The 25,153-nt window shown below is 55.7% G+C and carries 26 protein-coding genes; 23 read left to right on the forward strand and 3 right to left on the reverse strand.

Features of this window, described 5'->3' with window-relative positions; translation table 11 throughout:
- Nucleotides 1-41 precede the first annotated feature (41 nt).
- Complete coding sequence (gene tkt / locus FDX24_RS13775; protein ID WP_137364484.1) at nt 42-2,036, reverse strand: transketolase; 1,995 nt, start codon at nt 2,034-2,036, stop codon at nt 42-44.
- Nucleotides 2,037-2,315: 279 nt separating this feature from the next.
- Here tkt and maeB point away from each other — a divergent pair, with 279 nt between their 5' ends.
- The 18 genes from maeB (at nt 2,316) to eutR (ending at nt 19,534) form a co-directional block, all read left to right on the forward strand.
- The gene (gene maeB, locus FDX24_RS13780; RefSeq protein ID WP_137364485.1) at nt 2,316-4,595 is read left to right on the forward strand and encodes an NADP-dependent oxaloacetate-decarboxylating malate dehydrogenase; all 2,280 of its coding nucleotides are present in this window, start codon (nt 2,316-2,318) and stop codon (nt 4,593-4,595) included.
- A 159-nt stretch (nt 4,596-4,754) separates the two neighbouring features.
- Nucleotides 4,755-5,090 carry an ethanolamine utilization microcompartment protein EutS gene (gene eutS / locus FDX24_RS13785; RefSeq protein WP_003037995.1) on the forward strand — a complete coding sequence of 112 codons (336 nt, stop codon included), beginning with the start codon at nt 4,755-4,757 and terminating at the stop codon, nt 5,088-5,090.
- A gap of 12 nt (nt 5,091-5,102) precedes the next feature.
- Nucleotides 5,103-5,582 carry an ethanolamine utilization acetate kinase EutP gene (gene eutP / locus FDX24_RS13790; RefSeq protein ID WP_048210959.1) on the forward strand — a complete coding sequence of 160 codons (480 nt, stop codon included), beginning with the start codon at nt 5,103-5,105 and terminating at the stop codon, nt 5,580-5,582.
- A complete protein-coding gene (eutQ, locus tag FDX24_RS13795) occupies nt 5,560-6,258 on the forward strand; it encodes an ethanolamine utilization acetate kinase EutQ (protein ID WP_061068313.1) in 699 nt (232 codons plus the stop codon). Before eutP ends, eutQ begins: the two co-directional genes overlap by 23 nt.
- A gap of 9 nt (nt 6,259-6,267) precedes the next feature.
- Nucleotides 6,268-7,071, forward strand: coding sequence for an ethanolamine utilization cob(I)yrinic acid a,c-diamide adenosyltransferase EutT (gene eutT / locus FDX24_RS13800; protein WP_048210961.1), 804 nt, complete (start codon nt 6,268-6,270; stop codon nt 7,069-7,071).
- Nucleotides 7,068-8,084, forward strand: coding sequence for a phosphate acetyltransferase (pta, locus tag FDX24_RS13805; protein ID WP_048210962.1), 1,017 nt, complete (start codon nt 7,068-7,070; stop codon nt 8,082-8,084). The genes eutT and pta overlap by 4 nt, the downstream gene beginning before the upstream one ends.
- A gap of 41 nt (nt 8,085-8,125) precedes the next feature.
- Nucleotides 8,126-8,419 carry an ethanolamine utilization microcompartment protein EutM gene (gene eutM / locus FDX24_RS13810; RefSeq protein WP_005121908.1) on the forward strand — a complete coding sequence of 98 codons (294 nt, stop codon included), beginning with the start codon at nt 8,126-8,128 and terminating at the stop codon, nt 8,417-8,419.
- Between the two features lie 121 nt (nt 8,420-8,540).
- On the forward strand, nt 8,541-8,828 hold the full coding sequence (eutN, locus tag FDX24_RS13815) for an ethanolamine utilization microcompartment protein EutN (RefSeq protein WP_005121909.1): 288 nt from the start codon (nt 8,541-8,543) through the stop codon (nt 8,826-8,828).
- Between the two features lie 11 nt (nt 8,829-8,839).
- Nucleotides 8,840-10,243 carry an aldehyde dehydrogenase family protein gene (locus FDX24_RS13820; protein ID WP_048210963.1) on the forward strand — a complete coding sequence of 468 codons (1,404 nt, stop codon included), beginning with the start codon at nt 8,840-8,842 and terminating at the stop codon, nt 10,241-10,243.
- A gap of 12 nt (nt 10,244-10,255) precedes the next feature.
- The gene (gene eutJ / locus FDX24_RS13825; RefSeq protein WP_048210964.1) at nt 10,256-11,095 is read left to right on the forward strand and encodes an ethanolamine utilization protein EutJ; all 840 of its coding nucleotides are present in this window, start codon (nt 10,256-10,258) and stop codon (nt 11,093-11,095) included.
- Nucleotides 11,085-12,272, forward strand: a complete 1,188-nt coding sequence (gene eutG, locus FDX24_RS13830; RefSeq protein WP_048210965.1) for an ethanolamine utilization ethanol dehydrogenase EutG — start codon at nt 11,085-11,087, stop codon at nt 12,270-12,272. The genes eutJ and eutG overlap by 11 nt, the downstream gene beginning before the upstream one ends.
- Nucleotides 12,273-12,299: 27 nt before the next feature.
- Complete coding sequence (eutH, locus tag FDX24_RS13835; RefSeq protein ID WP_003038023.1) at nt 12,300-13,532, forward strand: ethanolamine utilization protein EutH; 1,233 nt, start codon at nt 12,300-12,302, stop codon at nt 13,530-13,532.
- The gene (gene eutA / locus FDX24_RS13840) at nt 13,529-14,932 is read left to right on the forward strand and encodes an ethanolamine ammonia-lyase reactivating factor EutA (RefSeq protein ID WP_101742255.1); all 1,404 of its coding nucleotides are present in this window, start codon (nt 13,529-13,531) and stop codon (nt 14,930-14,932) included. Before eutH ends, eutA begins: the two co-directional genes overlap by 4 nt.
- Before the next feature lie 11 nt (nt 14,933-14,943).
- Nucleotides 14,944-16,305: an ethanolamine ammonia-lyase subunit alpha gene (gene eutB, locus FDX24_RS13845; RefSeq protein ID WP_137364486.1), complete on the forward strand. Its 1,362-nt coding sequence runs from the start codon at nt 14,944-14,946 to the stop codon at nt 16,303-16,305.
- A gap of 20 nt (nt 16,306-16,325) precedes the next feature.
- The gene (gene eutC, locus FDX24_RS13850) at nt 16,326-17,222 is read left to right on the forward strand and encodes an ethanolamine ammonia-lyase subunit EutC (protein WP_048210968.1); all 897 of its coding nucleotides are present in this window, start codon (nt 16,326-16,328) and stop codon (nt 17,220-17,222) included.
- Nucleotides 17,223-17,231: 9 nt separating this feature from the next.
- Nucleotides 17,232-17,891 (forward strand): ethanolamine utilization microcompartment protein EutL, encoded by a 660-nt coding sequence (eutL, locus tag FDX24_RS13855; RefSeq protein WP_040233508.1) that lies wholly within the window; start codon nt 17,232-17,234, stop codon nt 17,889-17,891.
- Nucleotides 17,892-17,902: 11 nt separating this feature from the next.
- A complete protein-coding gene (eutK, locus tag FDX24_RS13860; protein WP_048210969.1) occupies nt 17,903-18,433 on the forward strand; it encodes an ethanolamine utilization microcompartment protein EutK in 531 nt (176 codons plus the stop codon).
- Nucleotides 18,434-18,481: 48 nt separating this feature from the next.
- On the forward strand, nt 18,482-19,534 hold the full coding sequence (gene eutR, locus FDX24_RS13865) for an HTH-type transcriptional regulator EutR (protein ID WP_061068308.1): 1,053 nt from the start codon (nt 18,482-18,484) through the stop codon (nt 19,532-19,534).
- Nucleotides 19,535-19,604: 70 nt separating this feature from the next.
- Here the strand turns inward: eutR and hemF are convergent, their stop codons facing one another.
- Both hemF and amiA read right to left on the reverse strand, forming a co-directional pair.
- Nucleotides 19,605-20,504 (reverse strand): oxygen-dependent coproporphyrinogen oxidase, encoded by a 900-nt coding sequence (gene hemF / locus FDX24_RS13870; protein ID WP_137345517.1) that lies wholly within the window; start codon nt 20,502-20,504, stop codon nt 19,605-19,607.
- A gap of 2 nt (nt 20,505-20,506) precedes the next feature.
- The gene (gene amiA, locus FDX24_RS13875; RefSeq protein ID WP_005121924.1) at nt 20,507-21,376 is read right to left on the reverse strand and encodes an N-acetylmuramoyl-L-alanine amidase AmiA; all 870 of its coding nucleotides are present in this window, start codon (nt 21,374-21,376) and stop codon (nt 20,507-20,509) included.
- Nucleotides 21,377-21,588: 212 nt separating this feature from the next.
- On the opposite strand from amiA, the gene FDX24_RS13880 reads away from it, so the two are divergent.
- The 5 genes from FDX24_RS13880 to ucpA all read left to right on the forward strand — a co-directional run bounded on the left by FDX24_RS13880 (nt 21,589) and on the right by ucpA (nt 25,074).
- A complete protein-coding gene (locus FDX24_RS13880) occupies nt 21,589-22,014 on the forward strand; it encodes a GNAT family acetyltransferase (RefSeq protein ID WP_048210972.1) in 426 nt (141 codons plus the stop codon).
- Entirely contained in the window at nt 22,001-22,450 is a 450-nt protein-coding gene (locus FDX24_RS13885) for a DUF2919 domain-containing protein (RefSeq protein WP_137364487.1), read from the forward strand. Before FDX24_RS13880 ends, FDX24_RS13885 begins: the two co-directional genes overlap by 14 nt.
- Before the next feature lie 59 nt (nt 22,451-22,509).
- Nucleotides 22,510-23,085, forward strand: coding sequence for an RpoE-regulated lipoprotein (locus tag FDX24_RS13890; protein ID WP_061068305.1), 576 nt, complete (start codon nt 22,510-22,512; stop codon nt 23,083-23,085).
- Nucleotides 23,086-23,177: 92 nt separating this feature from the next.
- On the forward strand, nt 23,178-24,077 hold the full coding sequence (gene yfeX, locus FDX24_RS13895) for a porphyrinogen peroxidase (protein ID WP_048210975.1): 900 nt from the start codon (nt 23,178-23,180) through the stop codon (nt 24,075-24,077).
- Between the two features lie 205 nt (nt 24,078-24,282).
- Entirely contained in the window at nt 24,283-25,074 is a 792-nt protein-coding gene (ucpA, locus tag FDX24_RS13900; protein ID WP_048210976.1) for an SDR family oxidoreductase UcpA, read from the forward strand.
- Nucleotides 25,075-25,153 lie beyond the last annotated feature (79 nt).

The following is a 25,153-nucleotide window of genomic DNA, read 5'->3' on the forward strand; positions in this document are numbered from 1 at the left end:
GATAGATGTCGTAGGCCTGATAAGACGCGTGAGCGTCGCCATCAGGTGTTCAGCACCTTATGCGCTTTGTCGACGATGTTCTCCACCGTAAAGCCGAAGAACGGGAACAGCTTGTCTGCCGGGGCAGATTCCCCATAACCGGTCATGCCGACAATAGCCCCTTTCAGGCCGACATATTTGTACCAATAGTCGGCAATACCCGCTTCTATCGCCACGCGTGCGCTGACGTTTGCCGGCAGGACCGACTCCCGGTACGCCTCATCCTGGGCGTCGAAGATATCAGTTGAGGGCAGAGAAACTACCCGTACGTTACGGCCTTCACCGGTCAGTTTTTCCGCCGCCAGCAATGTAATTTCCATTTCTGAACCTGTGGCAATCAGGATGACATCCGGCTTACCGCCGCTATCCTTCAGCACATAGCCGCCGCGGGCAATCTGCTGCACCTGCTCAGGCGTGCGTTCAACCTGTGCCAGATTCTGCCTGGAGAGGATCAGCGCCGTAGGGCCGTTATGACGCTCGACTGCCAGCTTCCAACCCACTGCCGCCTCAACCTGATCGCACGGTCGCCAGGTGCTGAAATTCGGCGTCAGTCGCAGGCTGGCGAGCTGTTCGACGGCCTGATGCGTGGGACCGTCTTCCCCCAGACCAATTGAGTCGTGGGTATAAACCATAATTTGTCGGGCTTTCATCAGCGCCGCCATGCGCGCGGCATTACGGGCATATTCAACAAACATCAGGAACGTTGCGGTGTACGGTACGAAGCCACCGTGGTGCGCGATACCGTTGGCAATGGCGGTCATGCCAAATTCACGCACGCCGTAGTGGATGTAGTTTCCTGCGTGATCCTCTTTAAGAGAAGTGGAGCCTTTCCAGATGGTCAGGTTGCTGGGCGCAAGATCCGCCGAGCCGCCAAGCAGTTCGGGCAGTATCGGTCCGTAGGTGTTCAGGGTATTTTGCGAGGCCTTACGGGTGGCGATTTTGGCCGGGTTGGCCTGCAGGTCGGTAATATATTTCCGGGTCGTTTCTTCCCATGCTTCCGGCAGTTCTCCGCTCATCCGGCGGGTAAACTCTGCCGCCAGTTCCGGATGCGCTTGTCGATACGCCGCGAATTTCTCATTCCAGTCCTGTTGCGCTTTTTCGCCTTTCTCACGCGCGTCCCACGCCCGATAAATCTCTTTGGGGATCTCAAAAGCTGGATGATGCCAGCCCAGTTTCTGTCGGGCCAGGGCCACTTCTTCTTCACCTAACGGCGCACCGTGCGCTTCCTCTTTCCCGGCTTTATTCGGTGATCCAAAACCAATCACCGTGCGGCAGATAATCAGCGACGGCTTGTCGGTAACGCTTTGCGCTTCCTGAATCGCTTTTTTCACCGCCTCAGGATCGTGACCGTCAATATCGTGTATCACATGCCAGTGGTAGGCCTCGAAGCGTTTCGCGGTATCGTCGGTAAACCAGCCTTTGGTTTCGCCATCAATTGAGATGCCGTTGTGATCGTAGAAACCGATGAGTTTGCCCAGTCCCAGCGTGCCCGCCAGCGAACAGACTTCGTGGGAAATCCCCTCCATCAGACAACCGTCGCCCATAAAAACCCAGGTGAAGTGGTCGACAATCTCATGGTCCGGCTGGTTAAACTGCGCCGCCAGCGTGCGTTCGGCAATCGCCATTCCGACAGCGTTGGCTAAACCCTGGCCCAGCGGCCCGGTGGTGGTTTCCACGCCCTGTGTGTAGCCAAGCTCCGGGTGGCCGGGCGTTTTTGAATGCAACTGGCGGAAGTTTTTTAACTCTTCCAGCGGCAGGTCATAGCCGGAAAGATGCAGCAGGCTGTAAAGCAGCATTGAGGCGTGGCCGTTGGACAAAATAAACCGATCGCGATCGTACCAGTGAGGATCGCTCGGATTATGGCGGAGAAAATCGTTCCACAGCACTTCGGCGATATCTGCCATTCCCATCGGTGCGCCGGGATGGCCTGAGTTGGCTTTTTGGACGGCATCCATACTCAGCGCACGAATGGCATTGGCAAGCTCTTTACGGGTCATAGGAAATACTCCTTGAAAAGTAAAGCGTTAGAGCGTGTGTTAATTCACACTTTTGGAGAATTTGCAGGCGTTGTCAGCAAAAAGCATAGCAGACAGGCATGGTATTGCTGGCTTAAGCAGGTAACATGGCTGTTATAAATTGATAACAAATTCTTTCTTTGAGTAGTGAGAGTTTGGCGACCTTCAAAGTTTGCGCCGCTGACAGAGGTGATAATGTGCGGCTCAATAGAAGGGTTACCTGCGACACTTTTTTGATCGATACGTGAAAGGAACAACAAGATGGATGACCAGTTAAAACAAAGCGCCCTCGATTTCCACGAATTTCCAGTACCAGGCAAAATTCAGGTTTCTCCGACCAAACCGCTTGCCACTCAACGTGACCTTGCGCTGGCCTATTCACCCGGTGTTGCAGCTCCGTGTCTGGAAATTGAAAAAGACCCGCTGGCCGCCTACAAATACACCGCGCGCGGTAATCTGGTTGCGGTTATTTCCAACGGTACGGCGGTGCTGGGGCTGGGCAACATTGGCGCGCTGGCTGGCAAGCCAGTGATGGAAGGGAAAGGCGTTCTGTTTAAGAAATTCGCCGGAATTGACGTGTTTGACATCGAAGTTGATGAACTCGATCCGGATAAATTTATCAACGTGGTCGCGGCTCTTGAGCCGACGTTTGGCGGTATCAACCTCGAAGATATCAAAGCGCCGGAATGCTTCTACATTGAGCAAAAGCTGCGTGAGCGCATGAATATTCCGGTCTTCCACGACGATCAGCACGGCACGGCAATCATCAGTACCGCCGCCATTCTTAACGGTCTGCGGGTGGTGGAGAAAAATATCTCCGACGTGCGCATGGTGGTGTCTGGCGCAGGCGCGGCGGCGATTGCCTGTATGAACCTGCTAGTGGCGCTGGGCATGCAGAAACACAACATTGTGGTCTGCGACTCCAAAGGCGTGATTTATAAAGATCGTGAACCGAATATGGCCGAAACCAAAGCGGCCTACGCGGTGGTGGATGACGGTAAGCGCACGCTGGACGACGTGATTGATGGCGCAGACATTTTCCTCGGTTGCTCCGGCCCGAAAGTGCTGACCCAGGAAATGGTCAAGAAAATGGCGCGCGCGCCGATGATTCTTGCACTCGCTAACCCGGAACCGGAAATTCTGCCGCCGCTGGCAAAAGAGGTACGTCCCGACGCCATCATCTGCACCGGCCGCTCTGATTATCCGAACCAGGTTAACAACGTGCTGTGCTTCCCGTTCATCTTCCGCGGCGCGCTGGACGTCGGTGCTACCGCCATCAACGAAGAGATGAAGCTGGCCGCGGTACATGCGATTGCGGAACTGGCGCATGCCGAGCAGAGCGAAGTTGTGGCCTCAGCCTATGGCGATCAGGACCTGAGCTTTGGCCCGGAATATATTATTCCTAAACCGTTCGACCCGCGTCTGATCGTCAAAATAGCGCCTGCGGTGGCGAAGGCGGCGATGGACTCTGGCGTGGCGACGCGCCCGATTGCCGACTTTGATGCTTACATCGATAAGCTGAGTGAGTTTGTCTACAAAACTAACTTGTTCATGAAGCCGATTTTCTCGCTGGCACGCAAAGCGCCGAAGCGCGTGGTATTGACGGAAGGGGAAGAGGCGCGTGTGCTGCACGCCACCCAGGAATTGATCACTTTAGGTCTGGCGAAGCCGATCCTGATTGGTCGTCCGAGCGTGATCGAGATGCGCATCCAGAAACTGGGTCTGCAGATCAAAGCGGGCGTTGATTTTGAAATAGTCAACAATGAATCCGATCCGCGCTTTAAAGAGTACTGGAGTGAGTATTATCAGATCATGAAGCGCCGTGGGATCACCCAGGAGCAGGCGCAGCGGGCGGTGATTGCTAATACCACGGTGATCGGTGCGATCATGGTGCAGCGCGGTGAAGCGCATGCGATGATCTGCGGTACGATCGGCGACTACCACGAGCACTTCAGCGTGGTGAACGCGGTATTTGGTCACCGTGACGGAGTGCATACGGCGGGGGCAATGAACGCGCTGCTGCTGCCAAGCGGTAATACCTTTATCGCCGATACCTACGTCAACGACGACCCGACGCCGGATCAACTGGCTGAAATCGCCATTATGGCGGCAGAAACCGTGCGTCGCTTTGGTATCGAACCGAAGGTAGCGTTGCTGTCGCACTCCAACTTTGGCTCATCTAACTGCCCGTCGGCCAGCAAAATGCGCGAAGCGCTGGCGCTGATTAAGGCACGTGCGCCAGAACTGATGATTGACGGTGAAATGCACGGTGACGCCGCGCTGGTGGAAAGTATTCGTAATGACCGCATGCCGGACAGCCCGCTGAAAGGCTCCGCCAATATTCTGGTGATGCCGAATATGGAAGCCGCGCGTATTAGTTACAACTTACTACGTGTTTCAAGTTCCGAGGGCGTAACGGTTGGCCCGGTACTGATGGGCGTAGCTAAACCGGTTCACGTATTAACACCGATCGCCTCTGTTCGTCGTATCGTTAATATGGTGGCGCTGGCGGTCGTTGAAGCACAGACTCAGCCGCTGTAATTTCACTTTAATTAATTCCGGCGCGGGTTTCTCCCGCGCCTTTTTATTTCCCTTTTCTTAGTGATCCACTTCACCTTTTAAACCTGGTTGCCGAATTTTGTTATTTACTCTGACAAAAAATTGCCACGATGGGGGCAGTTTTAGCGGAGGCGGTGGGCAATGGAAAAAGAACGCATTATTCAGGAATTTGTGCCGGGGAAACAGGTCACGCTGGCGCATCTCATTGCGCACCCCGGTGAGGAACTGGCGAAAAAGATCGGCGTTCCCGAAGCGGGCGCTATCGGCATTATGACGCTGACGCCAGGTGAAACCGCAATGATTGCCGGTGACTTAGCCATGAAAGCGGCGGATGTACACATCGGCTTTCTCGATAGATTCAGCGGCGCGCTGGTGATCTACGGCTCGGTTGGCGCGGTAGAGGAAGCGTTATTACAGACGGTAAGCGGTTTGGGGCGATTATTAAATTTCACTTTGTGCAACCTGACGAAAAGTTAATCAGAGGCGGCGATGAAACGTATTGCATTTGTCGGTACGGTGGGGGCGGGGAAAACAACGCTCTTTAATGCGCTACAGGGGAATTATTCCCTCGCCAGAAAAACACAGGCCGTGGAGTTTAATGAAAACGGCGATATCGATACGCCAGGAGAATATTTTAGCCATCCGCGCTGGTATCACGCCTTAATTACCACGCTGCAGGATGTCGATACGTTGATTTATATACATGCGGCAAATGATAAAGAAAGTCGCTTACCTGCCGGGCTGTTGGATATCGGCGCCAGTAAACGACAAATCGCCGTTATCAGCAAAACGGATGTGCCGGATGCCAATGTCGCCGCAACGCGACAATTACTTCGCGGGCTAGGGTTTCAGGAGCCGATTTTTGAGCTCAATAGCCACGACCCAAGCAGTGTGCAGCACCTGGTGGATTATCTGACTGAGCTCAGCCAAAAGGAGGAAAGGGCAGGTGAAAAAACTCATCACAGCTAACGATATTCGTGCGGCCCACGCACGCGGCGAACAGGACGTATCGGTTGTTCTGCGCGCCAGCATCATCACCCCGGAGGCGCGCGAAGTTGCGGCGCTGCTCGGCGTCACTATCACTGAATGCGATGAATCCGCGCCAACTGCCACCGCACCTGCTGCGGTGGATGACGGCAAAACGGAAAGCCAGCGTATTCGTGAAACCATCATTGCACAACTGCCGGAAGGACAGTTTACCGAAAGCCTGGTCGCGCAGCTGATGGACAAAGTGATGAAAGAAAAGCAGTCGCTGGAGCAGGGCGGAATGCAGCCGAGCTTTAACTCGGTGACCGGCAAAGGCGGCGTGAAAGTTATCGACGGCAGCAGTGTGAAGTTTGGCCGTTTTGATGGCGCGCAACCGCACTGCGTCGGCTTAACCGACTTAGTCACTGACCAGGACGGTAGCAGCATGGCCGCCGGGTTTATGCAGTGGGATAACGCATTTTTCCCATGGACGCTGAACTACGACGAAATCGACATGATTCTGGAAGGCGAACTGCACGTTCGCCATGAAGGCGAAACCATGATTGCCAAAGCCGGGGACGTGATGTTTATCCCGAAAGGCTCCAGCATCGAATTTGGTACGCCATCAACAGTGAAGTTCCTGTATGTGGCCTGGCCTGCGAACTGGCAGTCCTGCTAAGGCGGATGTATGAAGGATTTCATTACCGAAGCATGGCTCAGAGCGAATCATACGCTCAGCGAAGGGGCTGAAATTCATCTCCCCGCTGATGCCCGCCTGACGCCGTCTGCCCGGGAGCTGCTGGAAAGCCGTCGTCTGCGCATTAAGTATATCGACGAGCAGGGAAGCTTGTTTGTTGACGACGAGGAACAGCAGCCGCAGCCGGTACATGGTTTGACCAGCAGCGATACACATCCGCAGGCGACCTGTGAACTGTGTCATCAACCGGTGGCGAAGAAACCTGACACGCTGACGCATCTGACGGCGGACAAAATGGTCGCCAAAAGTGACCCCAGACTTGGATTTCGCGCCGCGCTGGACAGCACCATTGGTCTGGCCGTGTGGTTGCAAATTGAACTGGCGGAACCCTGGCAGCCGTGGCTGGCGGATATTCGCTCGCGCCTGGGCAACATTATGCGTGCTGATGCTGTGGACGAACCGCTGGCCGCACAGGCCATCGTTGGCTTAAGCGACGAAGATTTACACCGGCTTTCGCATCAGCCGCTGCGCTACCTGGACCACGATCATCTGGTGCCGGAAGCCAGCCACGGACGTGATTGCGCGCTGCTTAATCTGCTGCGTACCAAAGTCCGCGAAACGGAAACGGTGGCCGCTCAGGTGTTTATCACCCGCAGTTTTGACGTTATGCGGCCGGACATTCTGCAGGCGCTCAACCGTCTTTCCAGCACGGTTTACGTGATGATGATTCTGAGCGTAGCGAAGCATCCGCTAAGCGTCAGCCAAATCCAACAGCGACTGGGGGAGAAGTCATGATCATTGAACGTGCTCGCCAACTCGCTAAACAAACGCCGGCTCGGGTGGTGTTCCCGGATGCGCTGGATGTACGGGTGCTGAAAGCCGCCAATTACCTGCACCAGCATGGTCTGGCACGCCCCATTCTCGTCGCCAGCCCGTTTGCGCTGCGTCAGTTTGCGCTCAGCCATCGCGTAGCCATGGACGGTATTCAGGTTATTGATCCACAAAGCAATGTACAGATGCGTGAAGAGTTTGCTCTGCGCTGGCTGGCCCGCGCGGGCGAAAAAACGCCGCCGGATGCGCGAGAGAAGCTCAACGATCCGCTGATGTTTGCCGCCGCGATGGTCAGCGCCGGTAAAGCCGATGTGTGTATTGCGGGCAACCTGTCGTCAACGGCAAATGTGCTGCGTGCAGGATTGCGCATTATTGGATTACAACCTGGTTGCAAAACGCTGTCGTCAATTTTCCTGATGCTGCCGCAGTATCTCGGGCCGTCATTAGGGTTTGCAGATTGTAGCGTTGTGCCGCAGCCCACCGCTGCACAGCTGGCGGACATCGCCATCGCCAGCGCTGAAACCTGGAAAGCGATTACCGGTGAAGAACCGCGTGTCGCCATGCTGTCGTTTTCCAGCAACGGCAGTGCTCGTCATCCCAATGTCGCTAACGTGCAGCAGGCGACCGAGATCGTTCGTGAGCGCGCTCCACAGCTTACCGTGGATGGGGAACTGCAGTTTGATGCTGCCTTTGTGCCGGATGTCGCCGCGCAAAAAGCGCCCGCCAGTCCGTTAAAGGGCAATGCCAATGTGATGGTTTTCCCATCGCTGGAGGCAGGCAATATTGGTTATAAAATCGCCCAGCGTTTGGGAGGGTATCGTGCCGTTGGCCCCTTGATTCAGGGACTTGCCGCACCACTCCACGACCTCTCTCGCGGCTGTAGCGTACAGGAAATTATCGAACTGGCGTTGGTGGCAGCTGTGCCGCGCCAGACTGACGTGAGCCGTGAAAGCGTCTCGCAAACACTGGTTGAATGAACGGTCCCGTTCTGGACCCCTTTGATTAAGAGGAAAGCACAATGGAAGCATTAGGAATGATTGAAACCCGGGGCCTGGTTGCACTGATTGAGGCTTCTGACGCGATGGTTAAAGCGGCACGCGTGAAACTGGTTGGCGTGAAGCAGATCGGTGGCGGCCTGTGTACTGCCATGGTTCGTGGTGATGTTGCAGCCTGCAAAGCGGCTACGGATGCCGGTGCTGCTGCCGCGCAGCGTATCGGTGAACTGGTTTCTGTACACGTTATCCCGCGTCCGCATGGCGATCTGGAAGAAGTGTTCCCGATCAGCTTCAAAGGCGACAGCAACGATATGTAAGTCGTCCATGTGACGCCACTGGATCGTTAAGAGAAAGCTGGCGTCACCCTCTCTCCTTTTCACATTACCTTCTGCGGAGGGTAGGGGGAGGTTTTACCTGAAATATGCCACGGAGGCGGGTATGAAACTGGCAATCGTCACAGGACAAATTGTTTGTACCGTTCGCCATCAGGGGCTCGCGCACGACAAGTTGCTGATGGTGGAAATGATTGATGCCCAGGGAAATCCCGACGGGCAGTGCGCTGTTGCGATAGACAGCATCGGGGCGGGAACCGGAGAGTGGGTGCTGCTGGTCAGTGGAAGCTCAGCCCGCCAGGCGCACCATAACGACTCATCGCCTGTCGATCTGTGCGTGATTGGCATCGTCGATGAAGTGGTGGCAGGTGGGAAAGTGGTATTTCACAAATAAGGCAGAAAATCATGAATCAACAGGATATTGAACAGGTCGTGAAAGCGGTGCTGCTGAAAATGAAAGACAGCAGTCAACCCGTCAGTGCCGTTCAAGAAATGGGCGTCTTTGCCTCCCTGGATGACGCAGTGGCGGCAGCAAAACTGGCCCAGCAGGGGCTGAAAAGCGTCGCTATGCGCCAACTGGCCATTCACGCCATTCGTGAAGCGGGCGAAAAACACGCCAGAGAATTAGCGGAATTTGCCGTCAGTGAAACCGGCATGGGACGCGTTGAAGATAAATTTGCCAAAAACGTGGCGCAGGCTCGCGGTACCCCGGGCGTGGAATGCCTGTCTCCACAGGTATTGACCGGCGATAACGGCCTGACGCTGATTGAAAACGCACCGTGGGGCGTGGTGGCTTCGGTAACGCCGTCCACCAACCCGGCTGCGACCGTCATTAACAACGCCATCAGCCTGATTGCCGCGGGTAACAGCGTCGTCTTTGCGCCGCATCCGGCAGCAAAAGGCGTTTCTCAGCGCGCGATCGGCCTGCTTAACCAGGCGGTAGTCGCCGCAGGTGGTCCGGCAAACCTGCTGGTTACCGTTGCTAACCCGGATATCGAAACCGCACAGCGTCTGTTCAAATACCCGGGCATCGGACTGCTGGTCGTCACCGGTGGTGAAGCGGTGGTGGAGTCTGCGCGTAAGCATACCAACAAGCGTCTGATTGCCGCTGGTGCTGGTAATCCGCCGGTGGTGGTGGATGAAACGGCCGATCTGACCCGCGCCGCGCAGTCCATCGTCAAAGGCGCATCGTTTGATAACAACATTATCTGTGCCGATGAAAAAGTGCTGATTGTCGTGGATAGCGTTGCTGATGAACTGATGCGTCTGATGGAAGGCCAACATGCGGTCAAACTGACGACAGCCCAGGCTGAACAGCTGCAACCGGTACTGCTGAAAAATGTCGATGAGCGCGGTAAAGGCACCGTCAGCCGTGACTGGGTCGGGCGCGATGCGGCAAAAATCGCCGCGGCGATCGGCCTGAATGTTCCGGAGCAAACCCGCTTGTTGTTCGTCGAAACCTCCGCCACGCATCCGTTTGCTGTGACTGAACTGATGATGCCGGTGCTGCCGGTGGTGCGGGTGGCTAACGTTGACGAAGCCATTGCGCTGGCCGTTACGCTCGAAGGTGGTTGTCACCATACGGCGGCGATGCACTCACGCAACATCGACAACATGAACCGTATGGCTAACGCCATCGACACCAGTATTTTCGTCAAGAACGGACCGTGCATTGCCGGCCTTGGGCTTGGCGGCGAAGGCTGGACGACCATGACCATTACCACGCCAACCGGGGAAGGGGTGACCAGTGCGCGCACGTTTGTACGCCTGCGTCGCTGTGTGCTGGTGGATGCGTTTCGCATCGTATAAGGAGTGAAAGAGATGGCGCATGACGAACAACTGTGGCTCACACCCAGACTGCAAAAAGCGGCATCGCTGTGTAACCAGATGCCTGCCGTAAGCGATTCACCGCTGTGGCTGGGCGTTGATTTGGGAACCTGTGATGTGGTGTCGATGGTTGTCGACAGTGATGGGCAGCCGGTTGCGGTTTGTCTGGACTGGGCTGACGTCGTGCGCGATGGCATCGTCTGGGATTTCTTCGGTGCTGTGACCATTGTTCGTCGCCATCTCGATACGCTCGAGCAACAACTGGGTTGCCGTTTTACTCATGCGGCTACCTCATTCCCGCCGGGCACTGACCCGCGTATCTCTATCAACGTGCTGGAGTCTGCCGGGCTTGAGGTGAGCCATGTGCTGGATGAGCCAACCGCCGTGGCGGATCTGCTGGCGCTTGATAACGCCGGAGTCGTCGATATCGGCGGTGGTACGACCGGTATCGCCATTGTGAAACAGGGCAAAGTGACTTACTCCGCCGATGAAGCGACCGGTGGGCACCACATTTCCCTGACGCTTGCCGGGAACCGTCGTATTCAACTGGAAGAAGCCGAGCAGTTCAAACGCAGCAACGGCAAAGAAATCTGGCCGGTGGTTAAGCCGGTTTACGAAAAGATGGCGGAAATCGTCGCCCATCATATTGCCGGACAAGGGATAACGGATTTATGGCTGGCTGGTGGGTCCTGTATGCAGCCGGGTGTTGATGAGCTTTTTCGTAAGCGTTTCCCGGAGCTGCAGGTGCATTTACCGCAGCACAGTCTGTTTATGACCCCGCTGGCGATTGCCAATAGCGGAAAAGTAAAAGCGGAAGGAATCTATGCAAGCTGAATTGCAGACCGCGCTCTTTCAGGCATTCGATGCCCTGAATCTGCAACGCGTAAAAACGTTCAGCGTTCCACCGGTCACATTATGCGGACTGGGAGCGCTCAGCACCTGCGGACAGGAAGCGCAAACGCGCGGACTGACGCATATGTTCGTCATGGTTGACAGCTTCCTGCATCAGGCGGGGATGACCGCCGCTCTGGAACGTAGCCTGGCGATGAAAGGCGTGGCAATGACGCTGTGGCCATGTCCGGTCGGCGAACCGTGTATTACGGACGTCTGCGCGGCGGTCGCGCAACTGCGTGAATCGAAGTGCGATGGCGTGGTGGCCTTTGGTGGCGGCTCTGTACTGGATGCCGCTAAAGCAGTGGCGCTGCTGGTGACCAACCCGACGCAAACACTGGCTGACATGACGGAGCACAGCGTGCTGCGCCCGCGTCTGCCGCTGATTGCCGTGCCAACCACCGCCGGGACCGGGTCAGAAACCACCAACGTTACGGTGATTATCGACGCCGCCACCGGACTCAAAAAAGTGCTGGCCCACGCAACCCTGATGCCGGACGTCGCCATTCTGGATGCCGCGGTAACGGAAGGCGTTCCGGCGCACGTGACGGCAATGACCGGCATTGACGCGCTGACCCATGCCGTTGAAGCGTACAGCGCCCTGAACGCGACGCCGTTTACCGACAGCCTGGCGATTGGCGCGATTGCGATGATCGGCAAATCGCTGCCGAAAGCGGTGGGCTACGGCCACGATCTGGCGGCGCGTGAAAGCATGTTACTGGCGTCCTGCATGGCGGGAATGGCGTTTTCCAGCGCGGGGCTGGGTCTGTGTCACGCGATGGCGCACCAGCCGGGTGCGACGCTGCACATCCCACACGGACAGGCTAACGCCATGCTGCTACCCACGGTAATGGGGTTCAACCGCATGGTGTGTCGTGAGCGCTTCAGCCATATCGGCAGGGCGTTAACCAATAAGAAATCAGACGATCGTGACGCCATCAGCGCGGTCAGCGAGCTGATCGCCGAAGTGGGCCAGACCAAACGGCTCTCAGACGTTGGGGCAAAACCCGAGCATTACAGCGCATGGGCACACGCCGCGCTGGAGGATATTTGTATTCGCAGTAACCCACGCACCGCCACGCAGGCCGAAATTATCGCGTTGTATGCGGCGGCACAATAAATACACATATGACAGGGAGTGAAGGCTATGGGAATTAACGAAATCATCATGTACATCATGATGTTCTTTATGCTGATTGCCGCCGTGGACAGGATCCTGTCGCAGTTCGGCGGTTCGGCGCGCTTCCTCGGTAAGTTCGGTAAGAGCATTGAGGGATCGGGCGGTCAGTTTGAAGAAGGCTTTATGGCAATGGGCGCGCTGGGCCTGGCGATGGTCGGTATGACCGCGCTGGCGCCGGTACTGGCGCATGTGCTCGGGCCGGTGATTATTCCGCTGTATGAAATGCTGGGCGCGAACCCGTCGATGTTTGCCGGAACGCTGCTGGCGTGCGATATGGGCGGCTTCTTCCTGGCGAAAGAACTGGCGGGCGGCGACGTGGCGGCATGGTTGTACTCTGGCCTGATCCTCGGCGCGATGATGGGACCGACGCTGGTGTTCTCCATTCCGGTTGCGCTGGGAATTATTGAACCGTCTGACCGTCGTTATCTGGCGCTGGGCGTGCTGGCCGGTATCGTCACCATTCCGATTGGCTGTATTGCGGGTGGTCTGGTCGCGATGTACTCCGGTGTGGAAATCAACGGTCAGCCGGTGGAGTTCACCTTTGCGTTGATCCTGATGAACATGATCCCGGTGCTGATCGTGGCCGTGTTGGTGGCGCTGGGACTGAAATTCATCCCGGAAAAAATGATCAACGGCTTCCAGATCTTCGCCAAGTTCCTGGTAGCGCTGATCACCCTCGGTCTGGCGGCTGCGGTGATTAAATTCCTGCTCGGCTGGGAGCTGATCCCGGGTCTTGATCCTATTTTCATGGCGCCAGGCGATAAGCCGGGTGAAGTGATGCGCGCCATCGAAGTTATCGGTTCTATCTCCTGTGTGCTGCTGGGTGCCTACCCAATGGTGCTGCTGCTGACCCGCTGGTTTGAAAAACCGCTGATGAGCGTCGGCAACCTGTTAAAAGTCAATAACATTGCGGCTGCGGGTATGGTGGCAACGCTTGCCAACAACATCCCAATGTTCGGCATGATGAAAAACATGGATACCCGCGGCAAAGTGATCAACTGCGCGTTCGCGGTCTCAGCGGCCTTCGCGCTGGGTGACCACTTAGGCTTCGCCGCTGCCAACATGAACGCCATGATCTTCCCGATGATTGTCGGCAAGCTGATTGGCGGCGTGACGGCGATTGGCGTGGCTATGCTGTTAGTACCGAAAGACGAAGATGTTCCGGCACCAGCAGAAACCAATCCGGAGGCGCAATCGTGAATACTCGCCAGCTACTCAGCGTCGGTATCGATATCGGCACCACCACCACTCAGGTGATCTTCTCCCGCCTTGAGCTGGTTAACCGTGCGGCAGTGTCGCAGGTGCCGCGCTACGAATTCATCAAACGCGAAATTAGCTGGCAAAGCCCGGTGTTCTTTACCCCCGTTGATAAGCAGGGCGGGTTGAAAGAGGCCGAACTGAAAGCCCTGATCCTCGCCCAGTATCAGGCGGCGGGGATTGCGCCAGAGACCGTCGATTCCGGCGCGATCATCATTACCGGGGAAAGTGCCAAAACGCGCAACGCGCGCCCGGCGGTGATGGCGCTCTCCCAGTCGCTGGGCGACTTCGTGGTGGCAAGCGCTGGCCCACATCTGGAATCGGTGATTGCTGGTCATGGTGCGGGGGCACAAACCCTGTCCGAGCAGAAGTTGTGCCGCGTACTGAATATCGACATCGGCGGCGGTACGTCGAATTACGTCCTGTTCGACGCGGGAAAAGTCAGCGGCTCGGCCTGCCTGAACGTCGGCGGGCGGCTACTGGAAACGGACGGCCAGGGGCGCGTAGTACATGCGCATCAGCCGGGGCAGATGATTGTTGATGACGTATTTGGTCCAGGCACTGATGCCCGAACCCTCAATGCGGCGCAGCTTGTTCAGGTGGCCCGACGGATGGCGGCGCTGATTGTGGAGGTGATTGACGGCACGCTTTCACCGCTGGCGCAGGCGCTGATGCAAACCGGTCTGCTGCCTGTTGGCGTGAAGCCTGAAGTGATTACGTTGTCCGGTGGGGTGGGCGAGTGCTACCGCAACCAACCTGCCGATCCGTTCTGTTTTTCCGACATTGGGCCGCTGTTAGCAACGGCGCTGCATGAACATCCGCGCCTGCGTGAGATGAACGTGCAGTTTCCGGCGCAAACCGTGCGCGCCACGGTGATTGGTGCCGGGGCGCATACGCTGTCGCTTTCGGGCAGCACCATCTGGCTGGAGGGTGTGGCGCTTCCGCTGCGCAATCTGCCGGTGGCGATTCCGGTTGATGAGGCTGATCTGGTGGCCGCCTGGCAGCAGGCGCTGCTGCAGCTCGACCTTGACCCGAAAACTGACGCCTACGTGCTGGCGCTGCCCGGTTCGCTACCGGTGCGCTACGCCGCGCTGTTAACGGTGATTGATGCGCTGCTGGCCTTTGTCGCGCGCTATCCGAATCCGCATCCCCTGCTGGTGGTAGCCGAGCAGGATTTTGGTAAAGCCCTGGGCATGCTGTTACGCCCACAGTTACAGCAACACCCGCTGGCGGTCATCGATGAGGTGGTTGTCCGCGCGGGGGACTATATCGACATTGGTACGCCTCTTTTTGGCGGATCGGTTGTGCCGGTGACGGTGAAATCACTCGCATTTCCTTCCTGAGGGAACGACTTATGAAACTAAAGACCACATTGTTCGGCAATGTTTATCAGTTTAAGGATGTTAAAGAGGTGCTGGCAAAAGCCAACGAACTGCGTTCGGGGGATGTGCTGGCAGGCGTGGCTGCAACCAGTTCGCAAGAGCGCGTGGCGGCTAAGCAGGTATTGTCGGAAATGACGGTGGCGGATATCCGCAACAACCCGGTGATTTCCTATGAAGAGGACTGCGTGACGCGTCTTATTCAGGATGACGTCAACGAAACGGCCTATAACCGCATCAAAAACTGGAGTATAAGCGAGCTGCGCGAGTACGTGCTGAGCGATGAAACCTCCGTGGATGACATTGCGTTTACGCGCAAAGGGTTAACGTCGGAAGTGGTCGCCGCGGTAGCAAAAATCTGCTCTAACGCGGACCTGATCTACGGCGGTAAGAAAATGCCGGTGATCAAAAAGGCTAACACCACCATCGGTTTGCCGGGCACCTTCAGCTGTCGTTTACAGCCGAACGACACCCGTGATGACGTGCAGAGTATTGCTGCACAAATCTATGAAGGGCTGTCCTTCGGTGCGGGCGATGCGGTAATTGGCGTCAACCCGGTCACGGATGACGTGGAAAACTTAAGCCGCGTGCTCGATACCGTGTATGGCGTTATCGACAAGTTCAATATTCCGACCCAGGGCTGCGTACTGGCGCACGTGACCACCCAGATCGAAGCGATTCGTCGCGGCGCACCGGGCGGGCTGATTTTCCAGAGTATCTGCGGCAGTGAGAAAGGTTTAAAAGAGTTTGGCGTTGAGCTGGCGATGCTGGATGAGGCGCGTGCAGTGGGCGCGGAGTTCAACCGCATCGCCGGGGAAAACAGCCTGTACTTTGAAACCGGGCAAGGGTCTGCGCTCTCCGCTGGCGCTAACTTTGGTGCCGATCAGGTGACGATGGAAGCGCGTAACTACGGGCTGGCGCGTCACTACGATCCGTTCCTGGTGAACACCGTGGTGGGCTTTATCGGGCCGGAATATCTCTACAACGACCGTCAGATTATTCGCGCGGGCTTAGAAGATCACTTCATGGGCAAGCTGAGCGGCATCTCAATGGGCTGCGACTGCTGTTACACCAACCATGCTGATGCTGACCAGAACCTCAACGAAAACCTGATGATTCTGCTCGCTACCGCTGGCTGCAACTACATCATGGGCATGCCGCTCGGTGACGACATCATGCTCAACTACCAGACCACCGCCTTCCACGACACCGCGACCGTGCGTCAGTTGCTGAACCTGCGCCCGTCGCCGGAGTTTGAACGCTGGCTGGAAACCATGGGCATTATGGCAAACGGTCGCCTGACCAAACGGGCGGGCGATCCGTCACTGTTCTTCTGATGACGCGGAGATGACATACGATGGATCAAAAACAGATTGAAGAAATTGTACGCAGTGTAATGGCGTCAATGGGGGAGTCACAGCCGCAGGCTCAAGCGCCGTCACCAGAAGCGAAATGCAGCACTACGCAGTGCGCCGCACCAACGGGTGAAAGCTGTGCGATGGACTTAGGTTCAGCCGAAGCGAAAGCGTGGATTGGCGTTGAGAACCCGCATCGTGCAGAAGTGCTGACCGAGCTGCGCCGCAGCACCGCCGCGCGTGTATGTACCGGTCGTGCCGGTCCGCGTCCGCGCACTCAGGCGCTACTGCGCTTCCTGGCCGACCACTCGCGTTCAAAAGACACAGTGTTGAAAGAAGTCCCGGAAGAGTGGGTGAAAGCGCAAGGCTTGCTGGAAGTACGCTCGGAAATCAGCGACAAAAACCTGTATCTGACGCGCCCGGACATGGGGCGTCGTCTGAGCGCAGAAGCCATTGAAGCGCTGAAATCACAGTGTGTAATGAACCCGGATGTGCAGGTGATTATCTCTGATGGCCTGTCTACCGACGCCATCACCGCTAACTACGAAGAGATCCTGCCGCCGCTGTTGTCAGGCTTAAAACAGGCCGGATTAAAAGTCGGGACACCGTTCTTTGTTCGCTATGGCCGTGTGAAAATCGAAGATCAGATCGGTGAACTGCTGGGTGCAAAAGCGGTGATCCTGCTGGTTGGGGAACGTCCGGGCCTCGGCCAGTCGGAAAGTCTTTCTTGCTATGCCGTCTATTCGCCACGCGTGGCGACAACCGTTGAAGCTGACCGTACCTGTATCTCGAATATTCACCAGGGCGGTACGCCACCGGTTGAAGCGGCGGCGGTGATTGTGGATTTGGCCAAGCGCATGCTGGAGCAAAAAGCGTCCGGCATCAATATGACCCGTTAAGGAGGCATCATGCCAGCATTAGATTTGATTAGACCTTCAGTCACCGCAATGCGCGTGATTGCCTCGGTAAATGACGGTTTTGCCCGTGAACTTAAATTACCGCCACATATACGTAGTCTCGGACTCATCACAGCAGATTCTGATGACGTGGCGTATATTGCTGCAGACGAAGCGACAAAACAGGCGATGGTGGAAGTGGTTTATGGCCGCTCGCTGTATGCCGGCGCGGCGCACAGTCCCTCTCCAACCTCGGGCGAAGTGCTGATCATGCTCGGTGGACCTAACCCGGCCGAAGTTCGCGCCGGCCTGGACGCGATGGTCGCCAATATCGAAAGCGGCGCGGCGTTCCAGTGGGCCAATGACGCAGAAGATACCGCCTTCCTTGCGCACGTGGTTTCGCGTACCGGTTCGTATCTCTCGGCGACCGCAGGATGCCGACTTGGCGATCCGATGGCGTATCTGGTGGCTCCGCCGCTGGAAGCAACGTTTGGTATTGATGCTGCGCTCAAATCTGCCGATGTACAGATTGTCACCTACGTGCCGCCGCCGTCAGAAACCAACTACTCAGCGGCGTTTTTAACTGGTAGCCAGGCTGCCTGTAAAGCTGCCTGTAATGCTTTCGCTGATGCTGTTCTGGATATTGCCCGGAATCCGGTACAACGCGCGTAAGAGAGGTTGTGATGATCAATGCACTGGGATTACTGGAAGTGGATGGCATGGTGGCTGCCGTAGACGCGGCAGATGCCATGCTGAAAGCCGCGAACGTGCGTCTGCTCAGTCACCAGGTGCTGGATCCTGGCAGGCTGACTCTGGTGGTGGAAGGCGATCTGGCCGCGTGTCGTGCAGCGCTGGATGCCGGAAGCGCAGCTGCAGCGCGTACAGGACGTGTTGTCAGCCGCAAGGAGATAGGGCGGCCGGATGATGACACCCAGTGGCTGATCGGCGGTTTTACGCGCCAGCCGAAGAAACCCGCACCGAAGCCAGAAATGATGCCAGAAGACAAAGCGGAAAAGACGCAGGACACGCCTGTGACATCTGAATCTTCTGATGAACTCCTGGCGTTGTTGGCATCAACCCGTCAAGGAATGACGGCAGGGGAAGTGGCCGCGCACTTTGGCTGGTCACTTGATGAAGCCAGAAAGGCGCTGGAACAGCTCTTTTCTGACGGAGCGTTGCGTAAACGCAGTAGTCGCTATCGCTTAAAAAATTAACCTGTCGGAGGGCCGGGGGCTTCGTTGAAGCTTCCGGCTTAAAAGATCATGAAAAAGACCCGTACTGCAAACCTGCACCATCTTTATCATGAAGCATTACCCGAAGACGTTAAACTTACGCCGAAGGTCGAGGTGGACAATGTTCACCAACGGCGAACAACAGATGTGTATGAGCATGCCCTGACGATTACCGCCTGGCAGCAGATTTACGATCAACTGCATCCGGGAAAATTTCATGGCGAGTTCACGGAAATCCTGCTTGATGATATTCAGGTGTTCCGTGAATACACCGGTCTTGCGCTGCGCCAGTCATGCCTGGTCTGGCCGAACTCGTTCTGGTTTGGTATTCCGGCCACCCGCGGCGAGCAGGGATTTATTGGTACGCAATGCCTTGGCAGTGCTGAAATTGCGACCCGCCCAGGCGGAACGGAGTTTGAGCTGAGTACACCCGATGATTACACCATTCTTGGGGTCGTTATCTCTGAAGACACCATTGCGCGTCAGGCTAACTTCCTGCATAACCCGGAAAGGGTGCTGCATATGCTGCGCAACCAGTCGGCGCTGGAGGTGAAAGAACAGCACAAAGCCGCGCTATGGGGCTTTGTGCAACAGGCGCTGGCGACGTTTAGCGAGAATCCTGAGAACCTTCATCAGCCGGCGGTGCGCAAAGTGTTGGGTGATAACCTGCTGCTGGCGATGGGCACCATGCTGGAAGACGCTCAGCCGATTATGACCGCTGAAAGCATCAGCCATCAGAGCTATCGCCGCCTGCTGTCGCGGGCGCGCGAATATGTGCTGGAAAATATGTCAGAGCCGCTGACCGTACTCGACTTGTGCAACCAGCTACATGTGAGTCGTCGCACGCTGCAAAACGCGTTTCACGCAATCCTCGGTATCGGACCGAATGCCTGGTTAAAACGTATTCGTCTGAATGCCGTGCGCCGGGAGCTTATTAGCCCGTGGTCGCAAAGTGCGACGGTGAAAGACGCTGCGATGCAGTGGGGATTCTGGCATTTAGGGCAGTTTGCTACCGATTACCAGCAGTTGTTTGCGGAGAAACCGTCGCTGACGCTGCATCAGCGCATGCGTCAGTGGGCGTGATGAGATTATTGTGCCGGATGCGACGCTAACACGTCTTATCCGGCCTACGAATTGTGCCGCTATCAGGCCATTACACCCAGTCGCGGACCTGAATAAATTCGCTAAGGGCGGCTTCCGGGCTGTTCGCTTCCGGCTGCCAGTCATATTCCCAGCGTACCAGCGGCGGCATCGACATCAAAATCGATTCCGTGCGCCCGCCGGTCTGTAAACCGAATAACGTGCCGCGATCCCACACCAGATTAAATTCCACATAGCGTCCGCGACGATAAAGCTGGAAGTTTCGCTCGCGCTCGCCCCAGCTCATCGCTTTGCGGCGTTCGACGATTGGCAGATACGCTTCGGTGTAACCTTGCCCGACCGCCTGCATAAAGGCGAAGCAGTGGTCGAAATCTGGCGTATTTAAATCATCGAAAAACAGTCCGCCGATGCCGCGCTGCTCGTTACGGTGCTTGAGAAAGAAGTAGTCATCGCACCACTTCTTGTAACGTGGATAAACGTCATTGCCGAACGGCTGGCACAGATCACGCGCGGTGCGATGCCAGTGAATCGCATCCTCATCAAAGCCGTAGTAGGGCGTTAAATCAAAGCCACCGCCAAACCACCACACCGGGTCGGCGCCCGGTTTTTCCGCGATAAAAAACCGTACGTTGGCATGGCTGGTCGGAATGTAAGGATTCTGCGGATGCACCACCAGCGAGACACCCATCGCCTCAAAGCTGCGCCCGGCAAGCTCCGGGCGATGTGCAGTAGCCGATGCTGGCATTGCATCGCCGTGGACGTGGGAGAAGTTGACGCCCGCTTGCTCGAAAATACCACCGTTACGCAGCACCCGGCTACGACCGCCGCCGCCCGCTTCACGCTGCCAGTTATCTTCAACAAACTCTGCGCCATCGACGGCGGATAACTGCTGGCAAATATTATCCTGCAGACTAAGCAGGAACTGTTTTACGCGCTGTGCATCGGGCTTCATGATTAACGTTTCTTCGAGTGTGCTTTCTGGTTATCAAACCAGTGGAAATAGCTAATGATGCCATTGGCGATAGCGGTAGCGATTTTTTGACGAAACGCCGTCGTGCCCAGCAGTCGCTCTTCTTCCGGGTTAGTAATGAACGAGGTTTCGACCAGTACCGACGGAATTGATGGTGATTTTAGCACCACGAAGGCGGCCTGTTCCGTGCTACGACTGTGCAGACGATGTACTGGCTTGATCTTCTTGAGAATATGCGAGCCTAAGGTCAGGCTGTTTTTAATGGTGTCGGTTTGCACCAGATCGAACAATACCTGCTGCAGCAAATGGTCTTTATCGGTGGTTTTCTTTCCGGCTACTTCATCGGCCCGGTTTTCACGGTCGGACAGATATTTCGCCATGGCGCTACTGGCACCGCGGTTAGACAGCGCAAAGACCGACGCACCTGCGGCGCTCGGATTGGTGAAACCGTCGGCGTGAATCGACATGAACAGATCGGCGCCATGCTTATGGGCTATCTCGACGCGATCGTACAGTGGAATAAACGTATCGCCGGAGCGGGTCAGGCGTGCATCAATCCCCTGGTTGCGTAGAATCGAGCGCACGTTTTTGGCAATCGCCAGCACCACGTGCTTCTCCTTTGAACCGTTGCGACCAATGGCGCCGGTATCAATCCCGCCGTGACCCGGATCGAGGACAACTACGCGCTTAGCGCCGGCTTTTTTCGCTTTCGGTTTGCTGTGACCATTGCTGGTCTTAAGCGCTTCTTCTTTAGCGATGGCTTGCGACATGCCTGACAGCGTCAGGGCGGCCAGCCCGGCTTTCAACACCTGGCGGCGCGATGTGAGTGTTTTTAGTGGTTTAAAAGTGCTCATACGGCCTGAGTTGTAAAAAAAAGGTTCTAAACGTTATATCGTATCGCGTTGTCCGTTGCGACGGATCGGGATAAGAATTGTTTTACTTTTCATTTCAATACGTGACAATTCCGTATTATGCCATTTTTTCCGTCGCTTCGCGTCAGATATTGGCTAAATCAGTGGTTCGCGCCATAATCGCTTTTTAACGTCCTGAAAAGGAAACCAATACCATGGAAATACGCGTATTTCGCCAGGAAGATTTCGAAGAGGTGATCACCCTCTGGGAGCGCTGTGATCTGCTGCGTCCATGGAATGACCCGGAAATGGACATTGAACGCAAGGTCAATCATGACGTCAGCTTGTTTCTGGTCGCAGAAGTGAACGGCGAGGTGGTCGGCACAGTGATGGGGGGCTATGACGGTCATCGTGGCTCCGCCTATTACCTTGGCGTGCATCCTGAGTTCAGGGGGCGCGGTATTGCTAATGCGCTGCTGAACCGACTGGAGAAAAAGCTCATTGCCCGTGGTTGTCCAAAGATTCAAATCATGGTGCGTGACGATAATGACGTTGTGCTGGGTATGTATGAGCGTCTGGGCTATGAACATACCGATGTACTCCATCTGGGTAAACGTTTAATCGAAGATGAAGAGTACTGAGTTCCATCCCGCCGACTATGACGGTCATGGGCGTCTGCGCTTGCCTTTTCTCTTCTGGTGCGTACTGCTGTTGCAGGCACGCACCTGGGTTTTGTTTGTGATTGCCGGTTCTTCCCGTGAGCAGGGCAACACGTTGCTGAATTTGTTTTATCCCGATCATGACGCGTTCTGGCTGGGGTTACTTCCCGGAGTTCCGGCGGTGCTGGCGTTTTTGCTTAGCGGCAGGCGTTTTGCGTTTCCTGGGTTATGGCGCCGACTGCGTGGATTACTGATCCTCGCTCAACTGGTGTTGCTCTGCTGGCAGCCGATGCTGTGGTTGGGGGGCGATCAGGTCAACGGCGTTGGTCTGGCGCTGCTGGTGGCGGATATCGTCGCACTGATCTGGCTGTTAACCAATCAACGTTTGCGCGCCTGTTTTTCCCCCGAGAAAGAATAACGGCACTTTTTAGTGAAACCGGACTCAAAGCAGCGTTGATAAATATGGAAGGAAGTGAAATGAAATCACTGCGTTTGACGTTATGCGCGATACCGCTTGTGCTGACCGGGTGTTCAACCCTCTCATCGGTGAACTGGTCCGCCGCTAATCCGTGGAACTGGTTTGGTTCTTCGACCGAGGTCACTGAGCAAGGCGTGGGAAAACTCACGGGTGCGACGACATTGGATGAAAAGACCATTGCTGATGCGCTGGATGGCGATTATCGCCTGCGTAGTGGCATGAAAACCAATAACGGCACTGTCGTGCGCTTTTTTGAGGCAATGAAAGGTGACAAGCTGGCAATGGTGATCAATGGCGACCAGGGAACGATCAATCGCATTGATGTATTGGACAGCGACATCGCATCAGCCGCGGGTGTCGAAATCGGTACACCGTTTAGCGACCTTTACACTAAAGCTTTTGGTCATTGCCAGAAAGCAACCGGTGATGATAGCGCGGGCGTTGAGTGTAAAGCCGAAGGAAGTCAGCATATTAGCTATATTTTTTCCGGTGACTGGAGCGGCCCTGAAGGCATAATGCCGTCTGACGATACGCTACAAGAGTGGAAAGTAAGCAAAATTATCTGGCGGCGTTAATTTGCGTCTGAACAAATCGACTTACTAAAAAAACAGGTAGAATAACGCCCAGCAATGCCACGATGTCGTGGCAGCTTTTTTCAGGAGGAACAATGTCTCAGGTTCAGAGTGGCATTTTGCCAGAACATTGCCGTGCGGCGATTTGGATTGAAGCCAATGTAAAAGGTGATGTTGAGGCCCTGCGAGCGGCCAGCAAAACGTTTGCCGATAAGCTGGCGACCTTTGAAGCGAAATTTCCGGATGCGCATCTGGGCGCGGTAGTCGCTTTTGGCAACAACACCTGGCGCACACTGAGCGGCGGCGTGGGCGCGGAAGAGCTGAAGGACTTCATCCCCTACGGTAAAGGTCTGGCTCCGGCGACCCAGTATGACGTACTGATCCATATTCTCTCGCTGCGCCATGACGTGAACTTCTCCGTTGCGCAGGCGGCAATGGAAGCATTTGGCGATTGCATTGAGGTTAAAGAAGAGATCCACGGTTTCCGCTGGGTGGAAGAGCGTGACCTCAGCGGCTTTGTTGATGGCACTGAAAACCCGGCAGGCGAAGAAACGCGCCGTGAAGTCGCTGTTATTAAAGATGGCGTCGATGCCGGTGGCAGCTATGTATTCGTGCAGCGTTGGGAACATAACCTGAAGCAGCTTAACCGCATGAGCATCCATGACCAGGAAATGATGATTGGCCGTACCAAGGAAGCCAACGAAGAGATCGACGGTGACGACCGTCCGGTCACCTCTCACCTGAGCCGTGTGGATCTGAAAGAAGATGGCAAGGGGCTGAAAATTGTGCGTCAGAGCCTGCCATACGGTACAGCCAGCGGTACGCATGGTCTCTATTTCTGCGCGTACTGCGCGCGTCTGCACAATATTGAGCAGCAACTGCTGAGCATGTTTGGTGATACCGACGGTAAACGTGACGCGATGCTGCGCTTCACCAAACCGGTCACCGGTGGCTATTATTTTGCACCGTCGCTGGATCGACTGATGGCGCTGTAACCCCGGTGTTGCCTGGTTGCGCTCACGCTTACCAGACCTACCGCGTTCTTATCTGTCATGAAATTGAAAATCCCCGCCCTGACGGGGATTTTTTTTACCTGAAATTAACCTGATTTAGTGAGCTATTCCTCAGCATGAATTTGTTAATGCTGTATCTTCTGCGTGAATGAAGTGAAGGCTTCATATTCAAAAGGAGAATATTGAAATGGGAAAACTCACGGGCAAAACAGCATTGATTACGGGCGCATCTCAGGGTATTGGCGAGGGGATCGCCAGAACGTTTGCCCGCCATGGCGCGAACTTAATCCTGCTGGATATCTCCGATGAGATTGAAAAGCTGGCGGATGAACTGGCAGGGCGCGGACATCGCTGCACAGCGGTTCACGCAGACGTCAGAGATTTTGCGTCGGTTACGGAAGCGGTAAAACGCGCGAAGAAAATTGAAGGCAAAATCGACATTCTGGTCAACAATGCAGGCGTATGCCGCCTTGGCAACTTCCTTGAAATGAGCGATGAAGATCGCGACTTCCACATTGATGTCAACATTAAAGGCGTCTGGAACGTGACGAAGGCCGTTCTGCCGGAGATGATTGCGCGCAAAGACGGGCGCATCGTGATGATGTCATCGGTAACTGGCGATCTGGTGGCCGACCCGGGTGAAACGGCGTATGCGTTGTCGAAAGCCGCTATTATCGGCTTAACCAAGTCCCTGGCGGTTGAGTACGCGCAATCGGGGATTCGTGTAAATGCCATTTGCCCGGGCTACGTTCGTACGCCAATGGCGGAAAATATTGCACGTCAGTCTAACCCGGACGATCCTGAATCGGTATTAGTCGACATGGCGAAAGCGATCCCGATGCGCCGTCTGGCCTGTCCGCTTGAAGTGGGTGAACTGGCGGCGTTCCTGGCGTCGGATGAATCCAGCTACTTAACTGGCACGCAAAACGTGATTGATGGCGGCAGCACCCTGCCTGAAAGCGTCAGCGTCGGCATCTGATTGATGCCTGTCTCCTCCCCGGTGAACCTGGGGAGGGGTTTCCCCTTATTCTCTTTTCAACTTTCAAATCATCAAACGG

Origin of the sequence: Citrobacter sp. wls716 (assembly GCF_005280975.1) — a bacterium.
Taxonomy (GTDB): Bacteria; Pseudomonadota; Gammaproteobacteria; order Enterobacterales; family Enterobacteriaceae; genus Citrobacter; species Citrobacter youngae.